Consider the following 19,399-nt stretch of genomic DNA (forward strand, 5'->3'; position numbering starts at 1 on the left):
AGGTCTTGATAGTTAAACCTATTTGGTGGGAAGAAGGGCAAGTATTTATTTTAGACCAGCGACTTTTACCAGAAAAAATAGTTTATTTAAAATGTACTACACCTTCCCAAGTAGCAGCAGCTATTCGCAATATGGCTATTCGTGGAGCACCAGCTATTGGTATTGCTGCAGCAATGGGCATTGCCTTGGGAGTATTTTACTTTAAGTCAAATCGCAAGATTAAAAAAAGATTTTTAACTATTTGTGAAATGATGGCAAAAACAAGACCAACGGCGCGCAATCTCTTTTGGGCAATTGAACGTATGAAATCTGTATTTAATAAATATCATAAAAGATTAGATTTAACAGCACTTAAAAAAAAGCTAGTAGAGGAAGCTCAAACTATTTTAGAAGAAGATATCTCAACTAATAAAAAGATTGGAAAATATGGAAAATCACTAATAAAACCCTATATGAAAGTACTTACTCATTGCAATGCAGGAGCATTAGCTACTGGAGGTTATGGTACAGCCTTAGGTGTAATAAGGGCAGCTTGGGAAACAGGAATTAAATTTGAAGTATTTGCAGATGAAACCCGCCCTTATTTGCAAGGAGCAAGACTCACAGCTTGGGAATTAAAGGAAGAAGGTATCCCTGTTACGGTAATTACTGATAATACAGCCGGTTATTTAATGAAGCAGGGCAGAATTGACTTAATAATAGTAGGAGCAGATAGAATTGCTGCAAATGGAGATACTGCCAATAAAATTGGTACTTATACTTTAGCTGTCTTGGCTAAACAACATCATATTCCTTTTTATGTAGCTGCACCATTTTCTACAATTGATTTAGGTATTCCTGATGGAAGTTATATTCCAATAGAAGAACGTAAGGGGAAAGAAGTAACTTATATTGGAAAAAGGTGTATCTGTCCAAAAGGTGTTAATGCCATCTATTATGCTTTTGATGTTACACCATGGGAATATATTACAGGAATAATTACAGAAAAGGGTATTTTTACTCCACCTTATGCAGAGAAATTTAAAATGGGAGGTCATGATGGTTGAGAAGGCAAATTACATCTGGATGGATGGCAAATTAATCCCTTGGGATAAAGCACAAGTTCATGTTTTGACTCATACTCTCCATTATGGTTTAGGAGTATTTGAAGGTATTCGATGTTATAAGTGTGTGGATGGACGTTCAGCTGTATTTCGTCTAAAAGACCATATACGCCGTCTATTTGATTCTGCTCATAGTATGATGATTAAAATCCCCTTTACACAAAAAGAAATTTACCAAGCTGTTATAGAAACCTTAAAGGCTAATGAACAAAATGAAGCTTATATTCGACCAATTGTTTTTATTGGAGAAGGGTCAATGGGATTATATCCAAAAAATAACCCCATTCGAGTAAGCATTATTACTTGGCAATGGGGTGCTTATTTAGGAAAAGAAGGACTTAAAGAAGGTATCCGTACAAAAGTTTCTTCATTTACTCGCCATCATGTTAATGCTATGATGACAAAAACAAAAACAGTAGGAAATTATGTTAATTCTATTTTAGCTAAAATGGAAGTAACTCAAGCAGGTTATGATGAAGCTATTATGCTTGATACAGAGGGATATGTATGTGAGGCTACTGGTGAAAATATTTTTATTATTCGAGATGGAATAATAAAAACCCCACCTTTAACTTCTGCACTTTCTGGAATTACACGCAATAGCATTATTATTTTAGCTAAAGATTTAGGATATGAAGTAAAAGAAGAACGTTTTACTAGAGATGAACTTTATATTGCAGATGAAGCTTTCTTTTGTGGTACAGCAGCTGAAATAACTCCTATTAAGGAAGTAGATGATAGACAGATTGGCACAGGAACTCCAGGACCTATAACAAAAAAATTACAATCTCTTTATTTTGAAGTAGTAAGGGGAAAGGTAGGGAAATATCATTATTGGTTAGATTTTATAGAATAATTTTTAAACTCATATCTATAGCTTTTACTGAATGAGTTAAAGCACCACAACTAATAATATCTGGATTATAAATGGCATAATCTAAAATATTTTCAAAATTAATCCCACCAGAAACTTCCAAAATAACTTTTCCCCTCAATCCTTTTTGTTCTAATTTCTCTATCGTTTTTTTCACTTCTGAAGGTGAAAAATTATCAAGCATTATTATATCTGCTCCTGCCTGTGCAGCAAAAAGGGCTTCTTCTGGCGTACATACTTCCACTTCAATTTTTTTAGTAAAACTTATTTTTTCTTTCACTTTCTTTATAGCATTAATAAGATTACCAAATAAAATAAGATGGTTATCTTTTATCAAGACTAAATCTGACAGATTAAATCGATGTGTATCACCACCTCCTATAGCCACAGCTTTTTTATCAAAATATCCCCATCCAGGAAGGGTTTTACGAGTAGCCGCAACTTTACTTCTTGAACCAATGTTTTTTATTTTTTCTTGAAGTTTGTAAGTTTGAGTGGCAATAGATGTCATACGCATAAGAATATTTAATGCTGTCCTTTCTACTATTAATATATCTCTTGCTTTTCCCTTTAAAAAAAGGATTTTTGTATTTTCTTTTATTTTTTCACCATCTTGATAAGGAGATTCTGTTTTGATACCTAAAGCAGAAAAAAGGATGATTGACTCATATAAACCAGCAAGTATTGCAGGTTCTTTTATAAGAATAAACGCCTCTGTTTGTTTTTCTGGTGGAATAAGAAGGTCAGTAGTAATATCTCCCCATGCTAAATCTGATTTAAGGAAATCTAATAATTTTTGTTTAAGAAGTGTTTCTGGTAAATACATTAACTGCTTATTTTTACCATCTTTTCTAAAGCTTCTTGCGCTTTTTCAATTATCTCTTTAGACAAAGTTACTACATACCTCTCTTCTTTTAAAGCAAGATAAACTTTCTCTAAAGTAATAGCTTTCATAGCTGTACAAATGGCTTCTGGATTGGCAGGTATAAATTCCTTTTTAGGATTTTCTTTTTTCAAACGATAAATAAGACCTATTTCTGTAGCAACAAGAAATAATTTTGCCTCTGTTTTTTGAGCAAAATGACACATTTGAGAAGTACTTCCCACAAAGTCAGCAATTTTAATCACTTCCATAGGGCATTCAGGATGTACCATTAATAAAGCTTGAGGATAATTATTTTTTAATTTTAATATGTCTTCTGCTTCAAATAACACATGTACTGGACAATAACCATTTGGAGGTACAGGAATTATCTCTTTTTTTGTCTCTCTAGCAACATAAGCAGCAAGATGACTATCTGGACCAAAAAGTATTTTAGAAGTTGATAAATTCTTCACTACCTTAACAGCATTAGCAGAAGTACAACAAATATCACAAAGAGCCTTACTTTCTCCTAAAGTATTAACATAAAGTACTACTGGCACATTAGGATATTCTTTTTGCCAAATAGCTAAATAATCAGGAGGTAACATTTGAGCCATTGGACAGAGGGCACCTCTTGTTGGAATTACTACTTTCTTTTCAGGATTGAGGATAACAGCAGATTGAGCCATAAAATCTACACCGCAAAAAACAATCATCCTAGCTTTAGTCTTTTGAGCATGACGACAGAGCTCAATACTATCGCCAATAAAATCAGCAATATCTTGAATTTCTGGTCTTTGATAATTATGAGCTAAAATAATAGCATTTTTTTGTCTTTTAAGGGAAAGAATCTCTTTTTGTAAAGATTTCATGTTCCTATTACTATTTCCTCACTAATTTTTTCTAATGTTTTAATAGCTGAAAGAGCAGCTAAATAGCTTGTTTTAGGATTATCAGGACAGGGAACGTTATCTGTTAAACATGTCAATTCCCCAAAAATCCCTTTTGCTTTAATTTCATGTTGATTTGTATGTAGATTTGGATCAACAATAATTCTTACTTTTGTTTTTATTTTCCCAAGTCCCACCAAACTTACAATTGCTGCTACATTAACATTAGCTGGAAAATATTTTACAGCCTCCTCTGCTGGCCCTTCATAAATAAGTGTTGGTGTAGAAATATCTTCAAGTTTAATTCCTTTTTCTTTTATATATGGAGCTCCTTTTAAACCTAAAGGTGGTTTTCTTGTAGTAAGAACTACTTCTTTAAGACCTGCCAAAGCTGCTGCTTTTAAAGCATCAATACCAGCTACTGCCCCTGATGGAAGATAAATATGACGTTTATATCTATAAGCCACCTTACTCAATTTTTCAAATAAATCGTTTTTTAATAAAGCTCCCACACTCATAATCATTAAATCACGATTTGCTTTTAAGATTTTTTCTGCATAAGCTACAACTGCCTCTTGAGAAGCAGCTTCAATAACCAAATCTAAATCTTCTTTCATAAAATTTAAAAAGTCTGAAGCAATAAAAGGTGATATCTTTAGACGTTTTACCAATACCTTTGCCTTTTCAATAGAAAGATCAAACACAGCTTTTAAAATATATCTTTCTGCCAGGCGTGTTTCTATCGCCTGCGCAATAACTGCCCCAATTGCTCCACATCCAATCAATCCTACTTTCAACATAATTTCAACCAAAAAGTGTTGCCATTTTAGACCTTTTCACATTATAATGCAAGCGTGAAACTTATCTTTTGGCCTACCTATCCAGACTTAGATCTTTCTTATTTTGAGAAACTCATACAAAAAAATGCTCAAGAATTAATTCTTGCTCGTAAACTAGCAGAAGAAGTAAGTATGTTTAGTGGACGTCCAGTCCTTACTTTACACAATGCTACTTTAGGTGCTCCTTCTGGCTGGGGTATTCCTGATTTTAATTTTCAATTAAAGGAAATTTATCCTTTATGGCAAAATAAGGTATGGTATTTTTTAAAACAATTTAAAGAAAAACTTAAAAAAAACACAGAAATTCTTACTCAAATTTGGCTCAAAAGAATGGTTGAAGATAAAAAATGGAATTTTTATTTAAAAAATCGGTATTTACAGGAAAAATATCGTCTTTTAAATTATTTTCCGCTATTAATAGCTATTTTAAAGACAAATAAAATTTTTCTTAAAAAAGGCAAATTAGGGCTTGTAGTACCTTTTATTGATAAATTTATTCGTTCTAGCTTAGGTGCAAAAGATATTGAGTATTTTAAATTATTTTTAAAATTCATTTTCTCTGAAGTACCTGAAACTATTGTTCTTTTCTTTGATGAAACTACCCATCCAAATGGGCCAACTCTAAAATTAGCTATAACAACCCTTAAAAAAGATATTCGATGGATAAAGGGGTTAGGGGTTTATGGGAAAGGAGAAACTGTAAACTCAGAAACTATTGTTAAATTAATCCCAAAATATCGAGTTTTTTTCATATCTTTACTTTCAGATAAAGATCGACCTTATAGTTGGTGGGAGATCAGACTTTATTATCCAAAAGGCTATCATCCTGCCTGGCGGGATGGTCTATTTCAACTTTTTAGTGGTACACAAGTTTCTTTTTTAACTCAGTCAGAAAAAAGAGAAGAAATAATAACAGATAAAGGGCCAATGTTACTTGGTATATATTTTAGATTTAGATTAAAACAACTAAGTTATACACCAATTTCTTCTGATCCATTTTGGTGTTTTTATGAAGCATTAGCTAATTTGACTTAAAATGGAACCCATAACACATCTTCTTACTGGCTATCATTTATCAAGATTTTTAAAATTTAAAATAAAATATCCTACTATAGCTGTGCTTATTGGTGCCATTTTCCCAGATATTGATCATATTGTGATTCTTTTTAAAAAAGTTTATTATTTACAATATCATCGTACTTTTACTCATTCCCTTATAACTACTCCTTTCTTTGCATTTTTGCTTGCTATAATTATAAAATTTTGGGATAAAAAAGGTAAATTTTTTACTTATTTTTCCCTTATATCAATTGGAATTTTCAGTCATCTTCTTCTTGATTTGATAGTGCCTTATGGAATCAAATTATTTTATCCTTTTGGGAGATGGTATGCTTTTAATTGGGTCTGTGTAATTGATATTCCATTGCTTATTATTCTTCTTATTTCATTTTTTATTGAAAAGTTAAATCTTTTCTCTGAAAAGAAGATTTCATTAATTGTATTACTTTTTATGATAAATTTTTTTCTTTTTCGTAGTTATCTCAATTATAAAGTAGCTAATCATTTTCACTCTATTTATCCTAAAAATATCAAAATAATGGCTTTACCTACACCTTTTAATCCATTTGAATGGAAGGTAATTGTGGAATTAGAAAAAGAATACAAATATTTCTATTTTAATTTTTTAAAAAATAAACTTTATTTTAAAAAACATTTTTTAAAAACCTCAGAAGAAATTGCTTTTTTAAAAAATTTACCACTCTCCAAGTTATTTTTAGAGTGGGCTATTTTCCCTATTGTGGATAGTTCAGAAAAAATTTTTTATTTAAAAGATCTTCGTTTTTTTCATCCAAAATATCACATCCTTACTGTTCGCATTATTTTTGATAAGAAAACAAAAGAAACATTTTTATTTAAAGCTCAATGAAGTGTTTCTGGCCCTTTAGGTGGAATTACAGATTGCCCTTTTTCTTGAGCAATTTTTAAATATTCATCTACTTCCTTCTCCATATAACGACCTAATTCATCCAATTCAGTTGTTTCTACAAATATACCTGTTAATACAGCAAAAACTTCAATCACAGCCTTTGTTGCTTTTGGATTTTCTATTTGCACAGTATAAAAAGGAATTTCACCTAAAAGACAGATAGCTTTAAATCCCCTTTCTCGAGCAACACCTAAAAGCGAACCATTCATACCACTAATAGAACCTCTTTGCATTAATCTAATTTCTTGTTTTGTGAGTCTTTGAATTATCTTTTCATCAGATCCTACTGCCCATACTCCAGGAACATCTTTATGACTCATTTCTACAGGCATAGCTGCTGCAGTAAAAACTTGTTTAACACCATGCGATTGAGCAAAATCAAGTACAGTATTAGCTAAAAGATATTCTTTACCAGGTACTGGTTGTGATTCACTGATAAAAATAAGTAAAGATTTATCTCCTGATTGCCAAAAATAAAATTCATTTTTTGGAATAAAAACAGGTTCAATCAATCCTCCTTTAATAGAAATACCAGGAAGCTGAAAAAGCTCATCTGGTGGAATGAAAGCTACCTTTTCTGCAGAAAGATGTGTTTTAAGATATTTAGCCACACTCAATGCTACATATCCCATCCCTGGCCAACAGGCAAGAAGGATAGGAGTTTGAAAATCATTCCTTAAAATTTCTATTGTTAGTCTCATTTTCCCTCCTTTTTATAATATTCGGCTACTTCAGGTGTATACTTTCCATGTCTTTCATAAATAATCAAGGGAAATTTAACTTTTAATCCTTCTTTCCCCCCTTTCATAGCCTCAACCATTACAAAATTTGCCTCTTCACTTACATAAGGATGAACAAAACGCAAACATTTTGGCTCCAAACCGTGGCTTCGCAGGGTAATAAATAAATGTTGACACCTGGAAGCCGGATAAATAAGATATATTTTCCCTTTTTCTTTTAACACAAATTGCCCTATTTTTACAATATCTTCTAATGAAGCTTTTATCTCATGACGAGCGATAGCCTTTTCTATTTCAGGACTTATACGACCTTTTTTTAATGAATAATATGGAGGATTGCTAACTACCACATCACAGCTTGCAGCTGGAAAAATTTGAGGTAATTTTTTCATATCTATTTCCATAACTTCAATTAAATTATCAAATCTATTTAAACTTACATTTTTTCGAGCTAATAGAGCAAGAGAAGGTTGTATTTCTATAGCAATAATTTTTTTTACTTCTGGATATTTTAAAGCTAAAAGTAAAGCAATAATCCCGCATCCTGTACCTAACTCAACCACAATTTGTCCTTTTTTCAATTGGACAAAATTTGCTATAATAAATGCATCAATAGCAAAACGATACCCTTTTTTCTTTTGATAGACTTTTAATTTTCCATTAAAAAATATATCTAAAGTATAATCTTCTTTCATTTAAATTCTTAAACTATTTATTACTAAGCCCGTAAGAATTTTAGGATAAAAATATGTAGATTTTCGAGGCAATAGACAAGAAGCAAGTACTACGTCCTTTAGATTCTCAGGTGATAGGGGATTTAATAAGAAAGCCATTTTATATTTTCCTTCTCTTACAAGAGAAATGGCCATTTGGTCATCGCTAATATAATAAATAAAATCTTCTTGATTTAATTGAGTTTCTGAAAATTTAAACATTTTTTTCAAAATTAATTGATTTAATACTATTGTATCTATTTTTTTTAACGTCTCTGATAAACTTCTTGTCCAATCTTGTTTTTTTAATTTAAGAAGAAAAAAATTATCAGGTATATCTTGAATATACAAACCAATAACTGTTTTAATCTTATTTTCTCTTAATTTTTTCCAAAAAATTTTTTCTTTCTTATACACTTTCAACTCAAAATATTGCTCTAATTTTTTAAAAAAGTTTTTTAAAGAAAAATCAAGTAAAACCTCTGTAGGAATCAATCGATGAATAGGCAAAATAGTTATTTGACGAAAACTGCTTAAATACATACAGACATAATTAAAAGGAGCATCTATATCAGGAAATTTTTTTTGCATTTCTTCTTTATAAGCTAAAGCAGTGCGATAACGATGATGTCCATCAGCAATAACAATCTTTTTTTCATACATTAAGTCCTGCAATATTTTAAAAACATTTTTATCTGTAACTCTAAAAAGGCAATGAGTGACATTATCAAATTTGATTTTGATGAAAGGAGATATATCTTGTACTACTTTAGATAAAATTGAAATGATTTTATCTTCTTTATCATCATAAATACCATATATTTGGCTTAGATTAGCCTTAGTAGCTTTTAATAGACGTAAACGTTCAGCAACTACTTTTGTAAATGTCTTTTCGTGAGGTAAAATTATTTTTTTTTCAAAAGGTTCAATCTTTACCCTTGCTATAAAACCCTGTTGAGTTCTTTTTTCTCCTTTTAAATCATATTCCATTGTATAAAAATAAATAGCCTCATCTAACTCTAAAACAAAAATTTCTTCTTTTAACCATTGTTCAAAACGTTTACCTGCTTCTTCAGGCCAATTTTTTCCTTTTCCTAAAATCAAATGTACTATATTGTAAGGGCTACGTTTAGCTAATTGCTGTCTTTCTTCTTCAGAAATAACATCATAAGGTGGACTTACTACCTTTTCTAATTTTACACGTTTTTGATTATAAATAATACCTTTAAAAGGCTTAATCTCAACCATACTCATTTCCAAAACGAGGGCTAATTATCATATTGTTTTTGTCTGTGCAAGAGAATATTGGCTTATTTAGAAAAAAGTTTTAAATTAAAGAATATGAAAAAAATCATTCTGTTTTTTATCTGTTTTGTTTTTGCCTGTACAACAGTCAAAATACCTGTAACTTCAGAGGAAAAATTTGAAGCAGAAGTAGAAATTGCTGTTGAAGAATGGAAAGGTTGGTATAATGATTTAAGACGAGTATCAAATATTTTTTATAAAATTTTAAAAAGTATATCTGCTGAAGAATCACTAAAAGGAAAAATAATATTTCCTTCAAAAAAGCCATTCTGGGATGATGGCATAAGACACATTGAATTAAAAAAATTAAATAAGGTTGACCATAAAGCATTAGAAGTAATTACAGGTAAAATGCTGCCAAAAGATGGTTATATACTCCTTCCATTACCTTCTATGCCAGCAGAAGTACTTATAAAACCATGGAGTTTTGCAAAAAAATTCAATTTTGATAAAGAAAAACATACTTTTACTTATTTAGTAAATGGCAAAGAAATAAAAATAAAAGCTATAGCATTTCCTATATGGATACATTTTTTTGTTTCTATGTCAAAAGAAATAAATGCTTATGCCTCTAAGGGAAAAAATGGATATTTCATTGTGATTCATCGAGGTATTTGTCATTTCTTGCCTGATGATAACCAACTTGCATTTGTTATAAGTCATGAGATAGCTCATATTTTAAGAGGTCATTTAAAGAAAAGGGTAGGAGTAAATTTAATTACTGGAATTTTGGCTACTGGAATTGCCATAGCTACTGGGATTTCAGATTTAGCAAATATTGTATATGCTGGTGTTATGGCAAAATATAGTAGAGATCAGGAAAGGGAAGCAGATTTTTTTGGTCTTTATTTCACATATTTAAGTGGCTATGACATTGAATTGGCAAGCAAAGCATTTATTACATTAGGTAGTTCTGCTCCTAGATCTCTACTTGAAAATTTCTTTGCTACTCATCCATATGATGCCGAAAGAAGAGCTTACCTTAAAAAAGTAGTTAATTGGATAAAGGAAGGAAAAACTTGGCAGCAAATTATTAGAGAACACTGACTTGATTTAACTTTGATTTTTGCTAAAATGGCGGGTTGGTTTAAAAGATGCTTATCCCAAAATTAAAAATTGGTGTTCATGAAGCAGAAATTCCCATTATACAAGGAGGAATGGGAGTAGGCATTTCCCTTCATTCTTTAGCAGCTGCTGTTGCAAATAATGGTGGTATAGGAGTAATTGCTGCTGCATGTATTGGATTTCGTGAATCCAATTTTAAAAAAGCACCTCAAATGGCTAATCAGATTGCCTTAAAGAAGGAAATTCTTTTAGCTAAAAAATTGGCTCCTGGTGGTATAATTGGTGTAAATATTATGGTAGCGCTTACTGATTATGAAGATTTAGTAATAACAGCCTTAGAAAATGGTGCAGATATTATTTTTTCTGGAGCTGGACTACCTCTTTCTCTCCCTCGTTTAAAACAAAGATATCCATATAGCAAAACAGCCTTAGTGCCTATCATTTCTTCTGCAAGGGCTGCTGTTTTACTTTGTAAAAAATGGCTAAAAAGTTATAATTATTTGCCTGATGCTTTTGTTTTAGAAGGGCCAAAAGCTGGTGGTCATCTTGGTTTTTCTTTAGAAGATTTAATAAAAAATAAATTTCGACTTGAACAATTGTTAAAGGAAACATTAGAAGCTATAGATCCTTATGTAAAATTAGCAGGAAGACCTATTCCTATAATTGTAGCTGGAGGAGTCTATACTAGTGAAGACATTGCCAGATTTCTCTACCTTGGGGCAAGTGGAGTGCAAATGGCTACTCGCTTTGTGGTTACAGAAGAATGTGATGCATCAGAAGCATTTAAAAAAGAATATTTGCGAGCAAAAAAAGAGGATATTATTTTTATTAAAAGCCCAGTTGGACTACCTGGACGGGCAATAAAAAACAAGTTTTTAGAAGCAGTTGAAAAAGGAGAAAAAATTCCTTTTAAATGTGCTTATCATTGCATTAAAACATGTGTACCTAAAAAAGCTCCTTATTGTATCTCTATTGCTCTTATAAATGCTCAAAAAGGTAATTTAGAAGAAGGCTTTGCATTTGCTGGAAGTAATGCATATCGTTCAAAAAAGATAACCAAAGTAAAAACATTGATTAAAGAACTTCTGGAAGACTTGAAAAAAGCTTAGGAGGAAAAAGTGGAGATTTTTAGCAGTAATCTAGGTTATCCTCGCATAGGACCAAAACGAGAATTAAAAAAAGCCTTAGAAGATTTTTGGCAAAAAAAGATAGATAAAGAATCTTTACTTAAAACCGCTATACAGATTCAATTGCAAAATTGGCAGATACAAAAAGAGGCAGGTATTGATTTTATCCCTGTAGGAGATTTTTCTCTTTATGACCATATGTTAGATATGACTGTAATGCTTGGTCTTATTCCGAAGAGATTTCGTAAAAATGGGATAAAAAATGATTTAGATATGTATTTTAGCATGGCTAGGGGAGAAAAAGATATTCCTCCTTTAGAAATGACAAAATGGTTTGATACAAATTATCATTATCTTGTGCCAGAGATAGATACAGAACCAAAACTTTTAGAAAATTATTTTTTATCCCTTTGTAAAAAAGCACAATCAATTGGTATTGAAGCAAAACCTGTATTGGTTGGCCCATATACTTTTTTAAGATTAAGTAAAGGTAAAAATAAATTTTCAATTTTATCTAAATTAATTGAAGTTTATAAAGAAATTTTAAAACAATTGAATGAATTAAAAATAAAATGGGTACAAATTGATGAACCTGCTTTAGTATTGAATATCTCAAAAGAAGAAATTCAAATGGTTAAAGATATTTATAATCAATTTAAAGATATTGAAATAAATATAATGCTTCAAACTTATTTTGAAGGTATAAGCGCTTATGAAGAACTAGTTAATTTGCCTGTTAAAGGGATTGGTTTAGATTTTGTTCGTTCAGATGATAATTTAAATAATTTAAAAAAATATGGCTTCCCAAAAGACAAAGTTTTAGGATTAGGTATTATTAATGGCAGAAATGTCTGGCGTACAAATTTGGAAAAAGCATTTTATTTAGCCAATGAAATTATAGAAAAAGCAAAACCAAGTGCAATTTTTGTTCAACCAAGTTGCAGTTTGCTTCATCTGCCTGTTTCTATTGAATTAGAAACACAACTTGCACCTGAAATAAAAAATATTTTAGCCTTTGCCAAAGAAAGATTACAAGAAGTAGCGATTTTAAAAAAGGCTTTAAAAGAAGGAAAATTGCCTGAAGGCACTTATACTGGTAGTCCAGAAGTACATCCTTTAAAGGAAGTAAAAGAAAGGATTGCTAATTTAAAAGAAGAAGATTTTAAACGTTCTTTACCTTATAAAGAAAGAAGAAAATATCAAAAAAAGATATTAAATCTACCTTTATTCCCCACTACTACTATTGGCAGTTTTCCTCAAACAAAAGATATAAGAAAGATGCGAGCAATGTTTAATCGAGGGGAAATTAATGAAAATGAATATAAACAATTTATTAAAGAAAAAATAGCCTTTTGCATTGGTGTGCAAGAAGGGCTTGGATTAGATGTACTTGTACATGGAGAATTTGAAAGGAGTGATATGGTAGAATATTTTGCTCAAAAGATGACAGGTTTTATCGTAACAAAACATGGTTGGGTGCAATCATATGGCTCAAGATGTGTTAGACCCCCTATTATTTATGCAGATATAAGTAGACCTAAAGCAATGACAGTAGATGAAATTGCTTATGCTCAAAGTTTAACGAAAAAACCAGTAAAGGGAATGTTAACAGGCCCAGTGACAATTTTAAATTGGTCATATGTAAGAGAGGACATACCTAGAGAGGAAGTAGCTTACCAAATTGCATTAGCCTTAAGGGATGAAGTATTAGATTTAGAGAAAGCAGGCATTAAAATTATTCAAATTGATGAGCCTGCATTTAGAGAAGGTTTACCACTAAAGGAAGAAAAAAGAAAAGCATATTTAGAATGGGCAGTAAAGGCATTTCGTTTGACAAATGCACCAGTCAAACCAGAAACACAAATTCATACTCATATGTGTTATTCAGAATTCCAGGACATTATTTTTGCTATAGATGATATGGATGCAGATGTTATCTCCATTGAATGTAGTCGAAGTAAAGGTGATATTATTAGTACATTTGAAGATTATCATTATGAAAAAGGTATTGGTCTTGGCGTATATGATATTCATAGTCCTCGTATTCCAAAAAAAGAAGAAATTAGAGAAATTTTAAAAAGATGTTTAAAGGTATTAAGACCAGAACAGCTTTGGATAAATCCTGATTGTGGTTTAAAAACAAGACAATGGGAAGAAGTTATACCTTCATTAAAAAATATGATTGAAGTAGCAAATGAATTTAGGAAAGAATTTCAAATTTAATTTTTATTTCTCTTTAAAAATTTTATTAATTCTTTATAAGTTAATGTATTCAATATATCTTTCTTTTCTAACCAACCTCTGCGCGCAACAAAAACACCTAAACGCAAAAATTCTATTTGGTCTAAAAGATGGGCATCTGTGCCAATAGTAACCTTTATTCCCTTATTTTTAGCAGCATGAGAAAGCACATCATTTAAATCTAATCTTTTATAATAAGCGTTGATTTCCAAACAAGTGCCTGTAGCAACAGCTTTTTCAAAAACTTTTTCTATATCAAGGGGATAAGGATCCCTTTCTCCTATTACCCTTCCTGTAGGATGAGCAATACTATGTACATAAGGATTTTCCATTGCTTTAATGATCCTCTTAGTCAAAGTTGCTTTATCTTGTTTAAAACCTGTATGAATAGCTGCCACAACAAAATCCATCTCTTTTAAGATTTCATTTGGATAATCTAAGGAACCATCATTTAAAATATCCACTTCTGTACCACATAAAAGCTTTACATCACTTTTTCTATTAAATTCATCTATCTCTTTTCTCTTTCTTCTCAAATCTTCTATAGAAACACCTTTAGCCACTTTTAAACTCTGAGAATGATCACAGATGGCTATCCATTCAAGTCCCATTTTTCTTGCTTTTTCAGCAATCTCTCCCAATGTAGCTGTTCCATCACTATATTTAGAATGCACATGAAGATCTCCTTTTATTTCTTCCATCTCCACCAATTTTGGTAACTTACCTTCCATTGCTGCTTCTATTTCTCCTCTATCTTCTCTTAATTCAGGTGGAATATAAGGTAAATCTACTGCCCTAAATACCTCCTCTTCTTCCTTCCCACCAATTCTTTTTTCTCCCTCAAAAATTCCATATTCGTTAATTTTTAATCCCTTTTTTATAGCTAACTCCCGAATCCGAATATTATGTTCTTTTGAACCAGTAAAATAACAAAGAGCTGCTCCATAACATTCCTTTTCCACTACCCTCAAATCTATTTGCAAACCATCTTGAGTACGAATGCTTGATTTTGTTATTCCATGTGCAATTATTTCTGAAGCAAAAGGAAGATTTACAAATTCTTCCATCACCTGCCAGGGATTTGAAGAACAAACAAGTATATCAATATCTTTTACTGTCTCTTTTCTCCTCCTAACACTACCAGCAACATCAATCCTATCTATTGGACAGCGCTTTTTTAAAATTTCTATAATCTCTTCAGCTAAAGGCAAAATTAAACCAAGCGGTCTTCTCTCCCTTCCTTTTCTCACTAATTGAATACCTTTTAAAATGTTCTCTTCTGTTTTTACTCGTACACCAGGTAAACTTTGAATTTTATGCTCTAGACATAACCTTTCTAACTCATCTAAAGAAGTTACCTTAAAATGATCATAAATCAATTTAGCTGTTCTTGGCCCAACACCAGGAATAGCTAGAAGCTCTAAAAGGCTTGGTGGAATTTCTTTTTTTAATTCTTCATATGTCTTACAAGTACCTTTTTTAAGAATTTCTTTAATTTTTTGCATTAAGTCTTGACCAATTCCAGGAATTTTTTTTCTATCTTTAATAACTTTCTCAATATCTTCTGCCAAATTTTCAATATTTTGAGCAGCCCTACGATAAGCCCTTACTCGAAATGGATTTTCTCCTTTTATTTCATACATATCGGCAATTTCATAAAAAATCTTAGCTATATCTTGATTTCGCATTATAATCCCTTTTCTTTTAAATAATCAAAGCCTGCAATAATTTCTTCAGCTGTGGACTTTGGTTGGACTTCAAAAATTTTTATGGGAGCATTTTTTAAATAGGGAATTATTTTATCAAAGTCTATTGTGCCTTTATTAGGGGCAAAATGGTCTTCTAATTGATCATTTACATCATGGATATGAGTGCCTATTAAATATTTATTATAACTTGAAAGCCATTTTTCATGTGGACAAACTTTTAAACGAGATAAGACCTCAGCATGACCTACATCATGCCAGTATCCAATAGGGGCACCTTCAAATGTCTTTAAAATAACTCCAACTTCTTCATAACTTGGAATTTCATGAAAATAATAACGATTTTCAATCCCCAATTTTACTCCTAACTTTTCAGCTCTAGGCAATAATTTATCTAAACTTAAAAGGGCGGCATCTAAATATTTTTTTGCTTTTTTTTCACGTTCTTTTTTCCTCTCTTCAACAAAATTTTCGTCAAGCTGACCTGAGATAAAAAGTTCTTTCCACTTATCAAACTCATTCTCCATCTCTATTTTACCTAAATGAATTACTACTGCCTGAGCTTCTAAATCACTAGCAATTTCTATGCTTTTAATAGTAGCTTTTATAGCTAAAAGTCTTTCTTCTTTGTCTAGATGTGTAAGTAAAAACATATCCCCTGAAGCTTTTGATAGAGGAATAGAGTCAGGTCTTGGAAAATAATTATGAATACTTAAGACTTGCCAGTTCTTTTTAAGCTGCTTTTTTATCTCTTTAAAAGCACTTTCTGAAATACGAAAATCAAGCTCAAGAGCAGAAAATGGTAATGATGATAATGCCTTTAAAAGCTCTTTGCCATTTTCAATAATTTTTGATCGCCATACTGTTGATATACCAATCATAACAAAATTCTATAATCACTTTTTAGCTTGTCAAGTAATAAAAAATTACATAATACTTCCAATTCAACTGAATTTATGTTATAGGAAAAAAAATGAAAAAAGAAATTTTAGTATTAATTATTATTTTTATTATCTCTTTAATATGGCTCATTTTTGGTAAAAATGGTTACCTTGACTTTTATCGTTTAAAACAAACTCAAAAAGAAATCTATCAAAAAAACCAACAGTTAATAAAGGAGAATGAAATTTTAAAAAAACGAATTGATCGTCTTAAAAATGATCCTGTTTATTTAAAGGCAGTAATTAGAGAAGTAATGGGACTTACAGAAGAAGATGAAATTATGCTTTTTATAAAAAATCCTTAACTTACATCTGCCCAATTTTTTCCTATTTTTATATTGACTTTTAAAGGTACTTTCAAATTGACAACACCTTCCATAGTTTCTTTTAATAAAGAAGAAAATTGTTCTACTTCCTCTGGTGGTATCTCAAAAATTAATTCATCATGAACTTGCATAATCATTTTTGTTTTTAATTTTTTTTCTTTTATAAGTCTCCAAATTTTAATCATAGCCAATTTAATAATCTCAGCAGCAGTGCCTTGAATAGGAGTATTAATAGCTATTCTTTCTCCTGCCTTACGCATTGTGCTATTTCGACTATTTATTTCTGGAATAAATCTTTTACGTTTAAATAATGTTTCTACATAGCCTTTTTTTCTTGTTTGTTCTAATGTATGTTCAATGTATCTTTGAACTCCTGAATAACGTTTAAAGTATTCTTCTATATATACCTTCGCCAAACCTACATCTATTCCCAATTCTCTTGAAAGTCCATAAGGACTCATACCATAAATAATTCCAAAATTAATCACCTTTGCCTGTCTTCGCATATCTTCTGTAACTGCCTCAGGAGCTACTTTAAAAATTTCAACCGCAGTATGAGTATGAATGTCCTTATCATGATAAAAAGCATCAAGTAATGCTTTATCTTCAGATAAATGAGCAAGTATGCGCAGTTCAATTTGTGAATAATCTGCTGCTAAATAAAACCAGCCTGATTCAGGAATAAATGCCTTCCTTATACTTTTTCCTTCTTCTCCTCTAGTTGGAATATTTTGTAAATTTGGTTCACTACTACTTAAACGCCCTGTCACTGTTACTGCTTGATTATAAGAAGTATGAATACGACCTGTCTTAGGATCAATTAAGTGAGGCAAAGCATCTACATAACTTGATTTAAGTTTCATTATAGTTCTATAATTAAGAATTTCTTTAGGTAAAGGATGAATAAAGGCAAGTTCACTTAATACTTCAGCATCAGTAGAATAAGCGGTTTTACCTCTTGTTTTCTTTATTCTTGGTAATTTAAGTTTTTCAAAAAGAATATGTCTTAATTGGGTAGGTGAATTAATATTAAATTCCTCTCCAGCTAATTCAAAAATATGCCTTTCTATATTCCGCAATTTATCAGTAAAAATGCGAGAAAGATGATTTAAATAAGTTACATCTATTTTTACTCCCCACCATTCCATATCAGCAAGTACAGATAAAAGAGGCATTTCAATCTGCTTAAAAAGCTCTTCTTGATTAGATTCTTTTAATTTTTTTTCTAAAATAGGTTTTAACCTCAAAATTACATCTGCTTCTTCACATGCATAATCACTTGCAACATCAATCTTTACTTGAGAAAAAGGAATTTCTTTACGACCCTCTCGAATAATTTCTTTAAAATCTTTTTTTCTTATTTTAAGGTAAATTTGGGCAAGTTCCTCTAAATTATAATTACTCTGTCCAGGATTAAGTACATAGGCTGCTATCATGGTATCAAAAGAGATGCCTTTAAGTTTAATGCCATGTTGACGTAAAACTAAAATACTATATTTTATATCTTGTCCGATTTTTAATATTTTTTCATTTTCTAATACTGGTTTTATTTTCTCTAGCACATATTCTAAAGACAACTGTTTGGGAACAAGCAAATAAAAATGTCCCACAGGAATATACCAAGCTTCTCCTAGTTGATAAGAAAAAGAAAAACCAACAATACTTTTATTTGTTGTTTTTAGATTAAAAATGATTTCTTTTGCTTTTTTTAGTTTCTCAACTAACTCTTCTAAATCTTCTTTTTTAAGGATATAATTATAATTTACCTTAGAAAGAGGTTGATAGAGTTCTTTCAAAAATTTACGAAATTCAAGTTCTTCAAATAATTTTTTTAAAGTTTCAAAATCTTTAGGACCTGGACGTAAATCCTCAAGTTTCACTTCTAGCGGCACAGATGCATCTAAACTAACAAGTTTTAAATTTTTTAAAATCTGTTCTTTGTGTGATTTAAGGTTTTCACGCAAACGTTGAGGTTTAACTTTATCAAGATTATTTAAAAGATTTTCTAATGAACCAAAATCTTGAAGTAATTTAATTGCTGTTTTTTCTCCTACACCAGGTACTCCAGGGATATTATCAATTTTATCACCAGTAATAGCCATTATTTCTTTAAGGCGGGCAGGAGGTAATTTATATTGGGCAAGAATATCTCTTTTTTCCAAAACCTTGTCCTGCATAGAATCCCAGAGTCTTACTTTATCAGAGAGAAGTTGTCTTAAATCTTTATCTCCAGAGACAAGAATAATCTCTATATTTTTATTGGAAAATCGCTGGCAGAGAGTAGCCATTAAATCATCTGCCTCATAACCTTCTTTTTCTAAGGAAGGAATACCAAAGGCTTTAATAATCTTTTTAATATAAGGAATCTGTTGAGTTAAATCATCTGGCATTGGTGGACGATTGGCTTTATAAGTAGGACTTTCTTTATGCCTAAAAGTCGGGCCTTTGGCATCAAATACTACTGCAATATAATCTGGCTCTTTTTCTCGCATTATCTTTAAAAGCATATTTGTAACACCATAAATGGCATGTGTAGGAAAACCTTTTGAAGTAGAAAGAGGGGTAATTGCATGATAAGCACGATAAATATAGGAACTACCATCTATAAGGAAAAGCCGTTTTAACACAGCCAATTTTTAAGGAATGTATTGTTGATTGTCAAGATTGTAAATTTTAT

General features: G+C 30.9%; 17 protein-coding genes. 8 read left to right on the forward strand and 9 right to left on the reverse strand.

The features are described from left to right. The first annotated feature begins 5 nt into the window (after window positions 1-5). Window positions 6-1,046 (forward strand): S-methyl-5-thioribose-1-phosphate isomerase, encoded by a 1,041-nt coding sequence (gene mtnA, locus LWW95_07870; protein ID MDL1956943.1) that lies wholly within the window; start codon window positions 6-8, stop codon window positions 1,044-1,046. Further along, complete coding sequence (locus tag LWW95_07875; protein ID MDL1956944.1) at window positions 1,039-1,959, forward strand: branched-chain amino acid transaminase; 921 nt, start codon at window positions 1,039-1,041, stop codon at window positions 1,957-1,959. The genes mtnA and LWW95_07875 overlap by 8 nt, the downstream gene beginning before the upstream one ends. Here the strand turns inward: LWW95_07875 and nadC are convergent. The 3 genes from nadC to LWW95_07890 are packed head-to-tail and all read right to left on the reverse strand — an operon-like array spanning window position 1,949 to window position 4,532. Further along, window positions 1,949-2,803, reverse strand: a complete 855-nt coding sequence (gene nadC, locus LWW95_07880) for a carboxylating nicotinate-nucleotide diphosphorylase (protein MDL1956945.1) — start codon at window positions 2,801-2,803, stop codon at window positions 1,949-1,951. The genes LWW95_07875 and nadC overlap by 11 nt on opposite strands. Continuing rightward, window positions 2,803-3,714: a quinolinate synthase NadA gene (nadA, locus tag LWW95_07885; GenBank protein MDL1956946.1), complete on the reverse strand. Its 912-nt coding sequence runs from the start codon at window positions 3,712-3,714 to the stop codon at window positions 2,803-2,805. The genes nadC and nadA overlap by 1 nt, the downstream gene beginning before the upstream one ends. Continuing rightward, window positions 3,711-4,532: an aspartate dehydrogenase gene (locus tag LWW95_07890; GenBank protein ID MDL1956947.1), complete on the reverse strand. Its 822-nt coding sequence runs from the start codon at window positions 4,530-4,532 to the stop codon at window positions 3,711-3,713. Before LWW95_07890 ends, nadA begins: the two co-directional genes overlap by 4 nt. Before the next feature lie 54 nt (window positions 4,533-4,586). On the opposite strand from LWW95_07890, the gene LWW95_07895 reads away from it, so the two are divergent. Both LWW95_07895 and LWW95_07900 read left to right on the forward strand, forming a co-directional pair. After that, complete coding sequence (locus LWW95_07895) at window positions 4,587-5,606, forward strand: hypothetical protein (protein MDL1956948.1); 1,020 nt, start codon at window positions 4,587-4,589, stop codon at window positions 5,604-5,606. 1 nt (window position 5,607) lies between these two features. After that, window positions 5,608-6,498 (forward strand): metal-dependent hydrolase, encoded by an 891-nt coding sequence (locus LWW95_07900; GenBank protein MDL1956949.1) that lies wholly within the window; start codon window positions 5,608-5,610, stop codon window positions 6,496-6,498. Here the strand turns inward: LWW95_07900 and LWW95_07905 are convergent. From LWW95_07905 to LWW95_07915, 3 genes are read right to left on the reverse strand one after another with little or no spacing between them, the layout of a single operon-like run. Further along, window positions 6,492-7,259 carry a PAC2 family protein gene (locus LWW95_07905; protein ID MDL1956950.1) on the reverse strand — a complete coding sequence of 256 codons (768 nt, stop codon included), beginning with the start codon at window positions 7,257-7,259 and terminating at the stop codon, window positions 6,492-6,494. The genes LWW95_07900 and LWW95_07905 overlap by 7 nt on opposite strands. Continuing rightward, the gene (locus LWW95_07910; GenBank protein MDL1956951.1) at window positions 7,256-7,993 is read right to left on the reverse strand and encodes a tRNA1(Val) (adenine(37)-N6)-methyltransferase; all 738 of its coding nucleotides are present in this window, start codon (window positions 7,991-7,993) and stop codon (window positions 7,256-7,258) included. Before LWW95_07910 ends, LWW95_07905 begins: the two co-directional genes overlap by 4 nt. After that, complete coding sequence (locus tag LWW95_07915; GenBank protein ID MDL1956952.1) at window positions 7,994-9,259, reverse strand: DUF1015 domain-containing protein; 1,266 nt, start codon at window positions 9,257-9,259, stop codon at window positions 7,994-7,996. A 93-nt stretch (window positions 9,260-9,352) separates the two neighbouring features. Between LWW95_07915 and LWW95_07920 the strand changes: the two genes are divergently transcribed. Genes LWW95_07920 through metE form a run of 3 tightly spaced genes read left to right on the forward strand, consistent with a single transcriptional unit; the run spans window position 9,353 to window position 13,731 of the window. Further along, a complete protein-coding gene (locus LWW95_07920) occupies window positions 9,353-10,363 on the forward strand; it encodes a M48 family metallopeptidase (protein ID MDL1956953.1) in 1,011 nt (336 codons plus the stop codon). A gap of 47 nt (window positions 10,364-10,410) precedes the next feature. Continuing rightward, window positions 10,411-11,490 carry a nitronate monooxygenase family protein gene (locus LWW95_07925; GenBank protein MDL1956954.1) on the forward strand — a complete coding sequence of 360 codons (1,080 nt, stop codon included), beginning with the start codon at window positions 10,411-10,413 and terminating at the stop codon, window positions 11,488-11,490. Between the two features lie 9 nt (window positions 11,491-11,499). Beyond that, window positions 11,500-13,731: a 5-methyltetrahydropteroyltriglutamate--homocysteine S-methyltransferase gene (metE, locus tag LWW95_07930; protein MDL1956955.1), complete on the forward strand. Its 2,232-nt coding sequence runs from the start codon at window positions 11,500-11,502 to the stop codon at window positions 13,729-13,731. On the opposite strand, the gene polX is transcribed toward metE, so the two are convergent. Then, window positions 13,728-15,437: a DNA polymerase/3'-5' exonuclease PolX gene (polX, locus tag LWW95_07935; GenBank protein MDL1956956.1), complete on the reverse strand. Its 1,710-nt coding sequence runs from the start codon at window positions 15,435-15,437 to the stop codon at window positions 13,728-13,730. The two genes, metE and polX, sit on opposite strands and share 4 nt — an antisense overlap. Next, a complete protein-coding gene (locus LWW95_07940) occupies window positions 15,437-16,336 on the reverse strand; it encodes a sugar phosphate isomerase/epimerase (protein ID MDL1956957.1) in 900 nt (299 codons plus the stop codon). Before LWW95_07940 ends, polX begins: the two co-directional genes overlap by 1 nt. Before the next feature lie 92 nt (window positions 16,337-16,428). Between LWW95_07940 and LWW95_07945 the strand changes: the two genes are divergently transcribed. Next, window positions 16,429-16,701, forward strand: coding sequence for a septum formation initiator family protein (locus LWW95_07945; protein MDL1956958.1), 273 nt, complete (start codon window positions 16,429-16,431; stop codon window positions 16,699-16,701). Here the strand turns inward: LWW95_07945 and polA are convergent. Further along, complete coding sequence (gene polA, locus LWW95_07950) at window positions 16,698-19,349, reverse strand: DNA polymerase I (protein ID MDL1956959.1); 2,652 nt, start codon at window positions 19,347-19,349, stop codon at window positions 16,698-16,700. The genes LWW95_07945 and polA overlap by 4 nt on opposite strands. Between the last annotated feature and the right edge of the window lie 50 nt (window positions 19,350-19,399).

The organism is Candidatus Desulfofervidus auxilii (assembly GCA_030262725.1).
Taxonomy (GTDB): Bacteria; Desulfobacterota; Desulfofervidia; order Desulfofervidales; family Desulfofervidaceae; genus JAJSZS01.

Bases quoted from the DNA above. Each gene is read 5' to 3' on its own strand.
- LWW95_07875 (MDL1956944.1), top strand. From the start codon at position 1,039: ATGGTTGAGAAGGCAAATTACATCTGGATGGATGGCAAATTAATCCCT.
- nadC (MDL1956945.1), bottom strand. From the start codon at position 2,803: ATGTATTTACCAGAAACACTTCTTAAACAAAAATTATTAGATTTCCTT.
- nadA (MDL1956946.1), bottom strand. From the start codon at position 3,714: ATGAAATCTTTACAAAAAGAGATTCTTTCCCTTAAAAGACAAAAAAAT.
- LWW95_07890 (MDL1956947.1), bottom strand. From the start codon at position 4,532: ATGTTGAAAGTAGGATTGATTGGATGTGGAGCAATTGGGGCAGTTATT.
- LWW95_07900 (MDL1956949.1), top strand. From the start codon at position 5,608: ATGGAACCCATAACACATCTTCTTACTGGCTATCATTTATCAAGATTT.
- LWW95_07905 (MDL1956950.1), bottom strand. From the start codon at position 7,259: ATGAGACTAACAATAGAAATTTTAAGGAATGATTTTCAAACTCCTATC.
- LWW95_07910 (MDL1956951.1), bottom strand. From the start codon at position 7,993: ATGAAAGAAGATTATACTTTAGATATATTTTTTAATGGAAAATTAAAA.
- LWW95_07915 (MDL1956952.1), bottom strand. From the start codon at position 9,259: ATGGTTGAGATTAAGCCTTTTAAAGGTATTATTTATAATCAAAAACGT.
- LWW95_07920 (MDL1956953.1), top strand. From the start codon at position 9,353: ATGAAAAAAATCATTCTGTTTTTTATCTGTTTTGTTTTTGCCTGTACA.
- LWW95_07925 (MDL1956954.1), top strand. From the start codon at position 10,411: ATGCTTATCCCAAAATTAAAAATTGGTGTTCATGAAGCAGAAATTCCC.
- polX (MDL1956956.1), bottom strand. From the start codon at position 15,437: ATGCGAAATCAAGATATAGCTAAGATTTTTTATGAAATTGCCGATATG.
- LWW95_07940 (MDL1956957.1), bottom strand. From the start codon at position 16,336: ATGATTGGTATATCAACAGTATGGCGATCAAAAATTATTGAAAATGGC.
- LWW95_07945 (MDL1956958.1), top strand. From the start codon at position 16,429: ATGAAAAAAGAAATTTTAGTATTAATTATTATTTTTATTATCTCTTTA.